The organism is Pseudoalteromonas sp. OF5H-5 (assembly GCF_021530695.1).
GTDB lineage: Bacteria > Pseudomonadota > Gammaproteobacteria > Enterobacterales > Alteromonadaceae > Pseudoalteromonas.
This window is the reverse complement of record NZ_JAKGBF010000016.1, coordinates 93,856-102,834: the sequence shown is the minus strand read 5'-3', so window position 1 is coordinate 102,834 and position 8,979 is coordinate 93,856. Positions and strand designations below refer to the sequence as shown.

8 protein-coding genes and 1 pseudogene are annotated in these 8,979 nt (G+C 43.4%); 6 read left to right on the top strand and 3 right to left on the bottom strand.

The window, feature by feature from the left end; all coding sequences use genetic code 11:
- Positions 1–219 (top strand): annotated as a pseudogene (locus tag L1271_RS20170) (DUF3164 family protein); the annotation flags it as partial.
- A gap of 280 nt (positions 220–499) precedes the next feature.
- On the opposite strand, the gene L1271_RS20165 reads toward L1271_RS20170, so the two are convergent.
- Positions 500–964 carry a hypothetical protein gene (locus L1271_RS20165; protein WP_235368647.1) on the bottom strand — a complete coding sequence of 155 codons (465 nt, stop codon included), beginning with the start codon at positions 962–964 and terminating at the stop codon, positions 500–502.
- Between the two features lie 972 nt (positions 965–1,936).
- On the opposite strand from L1271_RS20165, the gene L1271_RS20160 reads away from it, so the two are divergent.
- The 5 genes from L1271_RS20160 (at position 1,937) to L1271_RS20140 (ending at position 7,130) form a co-directional block, all read left to right on the top strand.
- Entirely contained in the window at positions 1,937–3,358 is a 1,422-nt protein-coding gene (locus L1271_RS20160) for a DEAD/DEAH box helicase (protein WP_102056323.1), read from the top strand.
- A gap of 94 nt (positions 3,359–3,452) precedes the next feature.
- On the top strand, positions 3,453–4,262 hold the full coding sequence (locus L1271_RS20155; RefSeq protein ID WP_102056322.1) for a fascin domain-containing protein: 810 nt from the start codon (positions 3,453–3,455) through the stop codon (positions 4,260–4,262).
- A gap of 98 nt (positions 4,263–4,360) precedes the next feature.
- Positions 4,361–5,749: an ATP-dependent RNA helicase DbpA gene (gene dbpA, locus L1271_RS20150; protein WP_102056321.1), complete on the top strand. Its 1,389-nt coding sequence runs from the start codon at positions 4,361–4,363 to the stop codon at positions 5,747–5,749.
- A gap of 181 nt (positions 5,750–5,930) precedes the next feature.
- The gene (locus L1271_RS20145; RefSeq protein ID WP_102056320.1) at positions 5,931–6,560 is read left to right on the top strand and encodes an SDR family oxidoreductase; all 630 of its coding nucleotides are present in this window, start codon (positions 5,931–5,933) and stop codon (positions 6,558–6,560) included.
- A 399-nt stretch (positions 6,561–6,959) separates the two neighbouring features.
- A complete protein-coding gene (locus L1271_RS20140) occupies positions 6,960–7,130 on the top strand; it encodes a hypothetical protein (RefSeq protein ID WP_010607252.1) in 171 nt (56 codons plus the stop codon).
- A 61-nt stretch (positions 7,131–7,191) separates the two neighbouring features.
- Here the strand turns inward: L1271_RS20140 and L1271_RS20135 are convergent, their stop codons facing one another.
- The gene (locus L1271_RS20135) at positions 7,192–8,178 is read right to left on the bottom strand and encodes a tetratricopeptide repeat protein (protein WP_235368646.1); all 987 of its coding nucleotides are present in this window, start codon (positions 8,176–8,178) and stop codon (positions 7,192–7,194) included.
- Complete coding sequence (locus tag L1271_RS20130) at positions 8,178–8,924, bottom strand: hypothetical protein (protein ID WP_130164663.1); 747 nt, start codon at positions 8,922–8,924, stop codon at positions 8,178–8,180. Before L1271_RS20130 ends, L1271_RS20135 begins: the two co-directional genes overlap by 1 nt.
- Between the last annotated feature and the right edge of the window lie 55 nt (positions 8,925–8,979).

The following is an 8,979-nucleotide window of genomic DNA, read 5'->3' as shown; positions in this document are numbered from 1 at the left end:
AAATGCATTCGGGTCGATAAACGCGGTTATATAAACGAAGCACAAGTCATTCTCACTCGATTAAATATAGAACCAGAGAACTGGATAAAACTCACCACGCAATTTTCACAGGTATTCCACGGTGCAGCTGGTCGAGAGCGGACAATAACCGCTTACTGTGAAACACTGCAAAAAAGACGGCGGGCAAACCTAACAAACTGCGAGCGTTTGTTGGCTTAGCAGAGCAAGCTTTTCAACTCTAGAATTTCTTACTGTTGTATTTACAGCGCCTTGTCGTGCGCGATAAACCTGTTTTGTTGAATAGATACGCCTGAGCGCTAAAAATTAGCCTATCTATAAACGTTTTTGACCAAAGTGGTTGAAGTATTTTTATACTTTTTTACTTCACTTCCTCAGCTTGGATATTAATAGTGATGGATGTCACTTATTTCTTTTATCTATTTATTAGCTTTTCATTGGCCAACTCAATCTGACCACTATTTTTAACCTCAGATGCAGCCTAAATTTGATAAGTCTTTAACTGGCTTTTTAAAGCCTTCAACTTTGCTTCTAGATCACCGTAGATATCCGCATCCTCATTAAAAAAAATAGTGTTACGCGTTAAATAGTCCACCGCGCCTTTGGATTGCCTGACGAGTTCTGAGCTAGCAATAGAGTTTGAATCCAGCTTCTCTTTGAGAAGGGATGCAAAACAGCTCGCTACCTCAGAAGCGTCGAATGGTTCATGATCTGTGTTCATTAGGAAGTCAATGAAGAAGTAAAAGTACTTATTAAATAACACATTAGGCATAACTCTTAGTTCATTTGCCCTTTCAATTACGCTGCGAGAAAATGCTGCTGAAATAGACTCGTTAGACTGGTTAAAAAACGTATTTTTGGCATAAGCTAAATCGGGATCACAGCCATAACCTGAAAGCTGCTCTTGCCAGATACTTTCGATTGATTGTGTTTCTGTATTATTCATAAAACCTCTTAATAAAAAGAGTAGAAAGCCTACTCCTGCAGCAATTGATAATTAAGGCTAGTCAAACATGCAGCCGATTTATAGTGATGGGTGTCATTGATTTATTCTTATTGATTTATTCTTTCTTGTTTTCTGTTTTTGATGCAAATAGTAGTGGGTGTCACTTGTTTTTCACTTGTTTTTCATCACTTGTTTTTCAACTTGTTTTTCATAGGCAAGGCATTCAATGCCGCGTGGGCGTATTCTACTTTTTGGGTGACTAGGTTCGAAACTCATTAGGGGCGCTGAAATTCAGTTAAGCCCGAATATATGTCAGAGCAGCACCTTATTTAGGGTGACTCAAAGTGACTGTTTATCAATACATACAAATAGTAAATGAGAGATAAATAAAAGAAGCAACAAGGCTGTTAAAACAACCTTGTTGGATGAGTATTACTTGACTGCAGCTGAGCGTCCATATATGTCACTTATTTTTCCTACTTGTTTTTCTTGTTTTTACTTTCACTTTTTTACTTGTTTTTTGCTTTGGCTATTAAACTTGAGTTTATTGTCTTTCAGCTGTTCCACCTGGAAAATGTTTTTTGCCAAGTCGATAGCAATTAAATTAGACTGTGTCATGTATGGACTCCTTATTTGGTAAAAGTGTTTTGCAATATCTTTATACCGTACTCTCCCGATAAGGGGGAGGAGTCCATACATCTCCTAAGTTAATCCAGTTTGCCAAATTAGTGACTCAGATACAGAGCAAACTGGTCGTGAATAACTAATGCCATCAATAGACCTCTAGTACGAACGTTTCCTTTCACTTATTTTGATTGTAATCCTGATGTTTACATTCTGCTTTTAACGCTATGCCTTGTTATCTACCCGCCTATCGTTATTTAACCTGAGGCTATTTAACAACACGGCGAAATTGCTTAAGCGGAGTAAATACTGTACTCTTGCCCGCCGCCCAATACAGAGTACAAAATCATGAGCTTTAGCCACCTAGGTTTAGCCCCAGAAATAAATCAAGCCGTTGTCGAACAAGGTTACGACAAACCGACTCCCATTCAAGAACAAGCCATTCCTGCCATTTTAGAAGGTAGAGACGTGATGGCTGCAGCGCAAACGGGAACGGGCAAAACAGCGGGCTTTACATTACCTTTGTTGCAAAAGCTGATTGCCGGTACTAAACCACGTGCGAATAATGTACGCGCGTTAATTCTAACACCAACCAGAGAGCTTGCTGACCAAGTATGGCAAAGTGTTGCGCTTTACAGTAAACACCTGCCTATCAGCTCTGAAGTCGTTTACGGCGGTGTGAAGATCAATCCGCAAATGATGAAGCTGCGTAAAGGCATTGATGTTTTAGTGGCAACACCTGGGCGATTACTCGACCTTTACCAGCAGAATGCTGTCAAATTTGATGACCTTGAAGTACTGGTATTGGATGAAGCCGACCGTATGCTAGATATGGGCTTTATTCACGATATCAAACGCATCATCAAAGTATTGCCAAGCCGCAGACAAAACTTGATGTTCTCTGCAACATTCTCTGAAGAGATTAGAGCCTTGGCGAAAGGGCTAATTCATGATCCGGTAGAGATTTCTGTGGCACCAGCAAACAGCACCGCAAAAAGCGTGACTCAGTGGGTGTACCCGGTAGACAAAAGTAAACGCACCAACTTACTCAAGCATTTAGTGCAAACGCATAATTGGCAACAAGTGTTGGTATTCACCCGCACAAAACACGGTGCCAACCGCTTGGTAAAGGATCTAGAAAAAGACAAGATCAATGCCGCAGCAATCCATGGTAATAAAAGCCAAAGCGCTCGCATGAAAGCCCTTGCTGGCTTTAAAAATGGTGAAGTGCGTGTACTTGTTGCCACTGATATTGTAGCAAGGGGCTTGGATATTCAAGAGCTGCCTCATGTCGTGAACTTTGACCTGCCAAATGTTTACGAAGATTATGTTCACCGTATCGGCAGAACAGGCCGCGCTGGTGCGACAGGTGAAGCTATCTCGTTTGTTACCCAAGAGACCGCAAGCGACTTATTTGGCATTGAACGATTAATTCAACAGCTGGTGCCACGTAAAGTGGAGCCAGGGTTTGAGCCGCAACTTGCCGTACCTGAGTCAAAATTAGATACACGCCCAATCAAGCCGAAAAAGCCAAAGAAACCTAAAAAGCCAAAGGCGACAGACGCTGAGCAAACACCTTCCGCTCAGCCGAAAAACAAACCTAAGCAAAATTCAGGTCCTCGCAACAATAAGCCAAGTAGCAACGGTAAACCTGCTGGTAATAACAATGGCAACCGTAGACGCCGTCCATCATCGTCTGCAAACAAGCCAAAGAGCCAACACGCTGGAGAAAAGCGTACACCACGTCAGAAGCCCACTTCTGGCAATTAATGGTGTAAGTAGGTGTAATAGCATTTGCAACTCCTTCTCCTAAGCTAAAAGGGCTGTTAATCGTAACAGCTTTTTTAGTCAAAGGAGCTAGACAATGAATATCTTGAAATTGATACTGTTCACATTGTTTGGTAGTACATTTTTAGCGCACGCTGGTACGCAATATGTGACCCAAGCTGCGAGCAATATCACAGAAACCTCCGCTCAATTAAACGGCTATTCCGCCTCTACTATTGGTTTAAGTGGAGAAACGTTTGATTATGGCCCAACTACTAATTACGGCTACAGCGTACTCGCAACACCGGGTGGTGTGAATGGCCCGGTTAGCGCACAAATAGCGAACCTAGATTGCGGCAGCGAATATCATTTTCGTTTTCGAGGAGATCCAAAGCCACCTCGCACCACCATTCAAGGGGAAGACTTAACCTTCACTACAGCCCCATGTGGCCCGACGATTTTTACTAATGTGTCGTTTGAAACCGGCGGACAATACTACTTCGTTGCAGAAAACAATGGCGGTAATACAGTAAACGCCAATCGTATTGCGATTGGCCCTTGGGAGCGGTTTAATCTTATCGATGTCAACGGCGGTAACCTGTTTGATGGCGACACCGTCCACATTCAAACAGCCACTGGCTATTACTTTGTTGCAGAGCAAGGTGGTGGCGCTGAGTTAAATGCCAATCGAACGGTGGCTTCTATTTGGGAAACCTTCACGATTGAGTTGCCGAATAACCCCGGTGCTTTGATCCAAAATGGCGATAAAGTGGCGCTTAAGTCAATCAATGGTCACTATATCCAAGCCGCAGGTAATGGTGGCGCGGGAGCCAATGTGCATCCTACCGTCATAGGCTGTAATGCCACTTATCCCTGTTCATGGGAAATGTTTAAGATTATTTTTTAACGCACTTGGCCGTGGTAAAAATTTTATCACGGCCTTACACGCGCTATCCGTTCGAGCCATGTTATAATTGCTGTTTTAGAACTACAGAGACAGCGACTTTGACTCAGCCACTTTTTTCAAGTACCTCACTTTCCAGCGCCTTACTCGATAACCTCGCGTCATTGGGGTATCACACCATGACTGACATTCAAGCACAAACCTTACCGCTTATCTTGGCGGGTAAAGATGTCATTGGCCAAGGTAAAACGGGCTCAGGTAAAACCGCCGCTTTCTCTTTAGGACTATTACATAATTTAAACGTGAAACGCTTTCGCGTGCAGGCGCTTGTGGTATGCCCAACTCGAGAGCTTGCCGATCAGGTTGCGGCTGAAATTCGCAAGCTTGCCCGTGCAGTTCATAACATCAAAGTGTTAGCGCTGTGCGGTGGTGCACCTATGGGTCCACAAATTGGCTCTCTTGAACACGGTGCGCACATCATTGTGGGTACGCCAGGGCGTATTGAAGAGCACCTCCGCAAAGGCCGTTTGTCGCTAGATGAAGTGAATACCTTTGTACTGGATGAAGCGGATCGCATGTTAGAGATGGGTTTTGAAGAGTCGCTGCAGTGCATCATAGATCACTGTCCTACAGCACGCCAAAACCTGTTATTTAGTGCAACTTTCCCGCCAAAAATAGAGCAGCTCGCGCAGCACATCATGAAAGGTGCAGCCAAAGTCACGGTTGAAGCAACGCATGATGATAGCTCAATTGAACAGTACTTCTATGAAGTCGACAACAACGATGCGAGATTGCCTGCGGTACAAAAGCTGTTAATGCAATTTCAACCAAGCTCAGCGGTTATCTTCTGCAATACCAAGGTAGAATGCCAGAACGTATGCGACAGCCTATATAGCCTAGGTTTTGATGCAGCAGCACTTCACGGTGACTTAGAGCAAAAAGACCGTGACCGCACATTGGTTCGTTTTGCGAATAAGAGCGTGACCATTTTGTTGGCAACGGATGTCGCAGCCCGGGGTATCGACGTCGACCATGTAGATATGGTGATCAACTACCATATCGCCCATGACCCAGAAGTGCATGTTCACCGCGTTGGCAGAACCGGACGTGCAGGCAATAAAGGCGTGGCATGCTCTTTAATGAGTTATAAAGAATCGCATAAAGTAAATGCCCTCGAAGACTATTTAGGTAAGACAATTGAGCCCAATACCCTGCCAAGCGACCAAGTGTTAAATAACAAAATTAACCGAGCGCCGATGGTAACCATTCAAATCGACGGCGGTAAGAAAGCGAAATTAAGACCGGGTGATATCTTAGGTGCACTGACCTCAAATCAAGCGTTAAAAGGTGATCAAATCGGCAAAATCAAAGTCACTGCGATGTCTTCATACGTTGCGGTTGAGCGTAGTATTGCCAACGTGGCGCTTAAAACAATCTCAGAAGGAAAAATGAAAGGCCGAAATTTTAGAGCTCGCAAAGTAACAAAGTAACAGGTCACTCTCCCCTCGCCCTAAGGTGGTCAACTTTTCCCTGACCACCACGTCTTTAGATTATCCCAGCAATTACTCGCCTATTAATAAGCTATTTGTAACCTATTTCCACCACAGGGGTTTAAATCTGCGACATGATCCCAAGGTCTTAGTTAAGCAAACACTTTAAAGGAGTTTATCTATGAAGACCTTAATCATTGGTGCCAGTGGTCAAATTGGAAAAATGACGACAAAGAAAATGCTGGAACAAGGCCATGACGTCGTGGCGTTAGTGCGCAATAAAAGCAAGCTAGCTGATATTCAGTCTGAGCAACTTACTATCATTGAGCAAGACCTTGAAGGCGATTTTAGCTCAGCCTTTGACAACGTCGAGCAGGTAATATTTAGCGCAGGCTCTGGTGGAGAGACTGGTGCGGATAAAACCCTACTTATTGATTTGTGGGCCGCCATTAAAGCCATTGACTATGCAGTGAAAGCAAACGTTAAGCATTTTATAATGGTCAGCTCTATTGGCGCCGACGATCCTGATAACATTGAAAGTGAAATCAAACCGTACTTAGTAGCCAAACACATGGCTGACCAACACCTACAAAAAAGTATTGTAAACTACACCATCGTCCGACCAGGTGCGTTACAAAATGAGCCTGCAACCGGAGGATTCTCCACTTCACGCCCAGCAAATAGAGAAGACGCCGTAATAAGTCGAGAGAATGTCGCAGACGCGCTAGTTTACCTTGCCACTCAACATCCTCAGAATCTAACGTTCGAGCTATTTGACGGCAAGCAGTCAGTCGAACAAACGCTGTGCTAATAGGGCAGCTATGTCTCGGGGTTTAAAGCCTCGGGGCAAACTTAGGTGCTTTAATTTGGCTAAGTGTTGAGAGTATTTATCGCTCTGCCGACATAAAAAGCTTGCTTTAAAAAATGCAATTCTATATTATCCCTCCCTTGCTTTAACTTCCTCTCAAAATAAAGCAAACCTCAAGTAATGCCTCCTTGCCTTGATCCAGTAAGTCCGCATAAAAAAATACAAGTAGAGCTTAATATAGTCAGGCGAAAATCAAGCCAATTAAGAAAATTGGTATAAGCTGTCATACCCATATCGGGTCGTTGCGAGGACAGTGTCTTCTGTTCGCTAAACTGTAATGAAGCTCATCTACTATCAAAAGCATCAGCTAATTTGCTGTGCATTATAAAAGTGAGTTTTATTATGTCATATACATATAACGGAACAGAGATCCGTGTTGAGCAACCAATTAGCTCAATTTCGGTGAACAAATCTAAAGTGATCTTTGCTGACGGCACAGGCCGTAAAATCACACAATTCGCCAATGGCGGCGAAGCACGTCAATTTCTGAGCTGGTTAACTTCAGCTCAGTAATCGCTAAAACGTCGAGCTTGCTCGACGTTTGCCATCCTAATAAAACAAATGAACTAAATACTCAGATTCGCAGCTGTCTAATCGCTTTGATTAGGTCTTTGTCGCTGATTCGCGTTGACTTTAATTTGCCGATTAACTTTTTAGCACCTAGGGTATTTCCTTGGAGCATATAGAGCTGGCTTAAACGTAACCGTGCCCAGTTTTTATCTGGACCATCTGTACTGATCTCAAGTGTTAAATACGTTTGTAATGCTGCGATCCCCTCGTCTACATTAACCTCTGAAAACACCGCCGTCCGACCAATTTGGTAAAGCCCCGCAGCGTAATGCTTTGCTTCCTTAATTACTATTAAAGTTCTAAAAAACGCAAATGCACCATCGTAATGTTTGATACTCTGTAGCGCTATTCCAGCTTTAAACAACACTGTTTCATCAATAGTTTTGCGTTCGAGCAAGGTGTTAGTATATGTTATCAACGCTTCATCATTGCCAGTCTGCAAATAAAAGTCGATCCATAGTTTCATTGCGGCATGGGAAGATAAGGCTTCTATAGCCCTTATCTGTCGCACCGCCTTGGCCTCAGAGCCACCTGCAATGCTTGGTGCTGAAAGGTAGAAATAGAACAACCCTTGCTGCGCTTTGATATGCGTTGCGTCTTTGTCTATTGCCGCTAAAAACGCATCTTCTGTGTTGCTGGCATAACTCAGTTTTGAAAATATAGAAGCATGCTTTATCTGCTCTGCATTTACCTTGGCGTACCAATAATACTCATCCGCACTGTTGGGCTCGAGACGCAGTGCTTTTTCAAGGTACTCTTCTGCTTCATCAAATTGATTCGACACCAACTTAACTCTGCCAAGATAATAGAACGACTCATTTGGATGCGTTTCTTGCAGCGCCAGAAAAGCTTGCTCAGCATCCACTATCGCCTGTTGCTCAAATAGTATTTTGGCATGCTTCAATGCATCGGTAATATTCGGCATCGCAAACACTTTTGGAGTTACCACTAGTATCATCATTAAGCAAAGTACTTTATTCATCCGAAACATTATTTGCTCCCCCTTGCTTGACGGTGATTAAGCTGTTTTTTGTAAAACAGGATGCCCAAGGTGCCAACCACAGCGGGTAACAACCATGGTACTAGCTGCCAAGCCCCAGGCATTAGCTGCGCTAACCAATGACGTCCACCCACCGCAAAAAATGCCGTATATACTGCAATCCCAGCGCCTAAAATGGTACTCATATGCTCCAGCACCCACTCTCGTGGCTTGAGTGTTGGTTTAAATATGTAGAACAACATAGTAGCGACGGTAGAGAACACAATAAGTGAAAATATTAGATAGAGCGTACTGCCAAATGTAAGCGCTGTGTACAACACTCGTCCACCCGTTGCCGCTAAGAGCCCAATCAGCAATAAATGAGACCCGCTTCTTAATCGCTCTCGGTGCTGTTTAGCCGCTAAAACCAAGCTCGAATGACGAATATTTGCCAACACCAATACTGACAGCATCAGTAAAAATTCACTTAATTGACGTTGCTTCAATACCAGCTGTTGCCCTAGCGCCTGATCAATGTGTTGAGAGGGGTAACGGATCGCCAATGGGTCGTAGATCACAATTAGGCACATGACAATGCCACTGACGGAAACTAGCCACATACACCAAGTAAATATTTTTCCCCATAGTCTATGCTGTGGGCTGCCTTTTACGGTCACGACTGGAACCCAAAATACAATTAGCGCAATAGCACCAATAATTATGTGCAAATACAAAGCAAACTGATGAACAATAAGCATAACAATTTCTCTTTTACGATTTTGGTCTTTAGCTTAACGTCACTACATTTGGAGT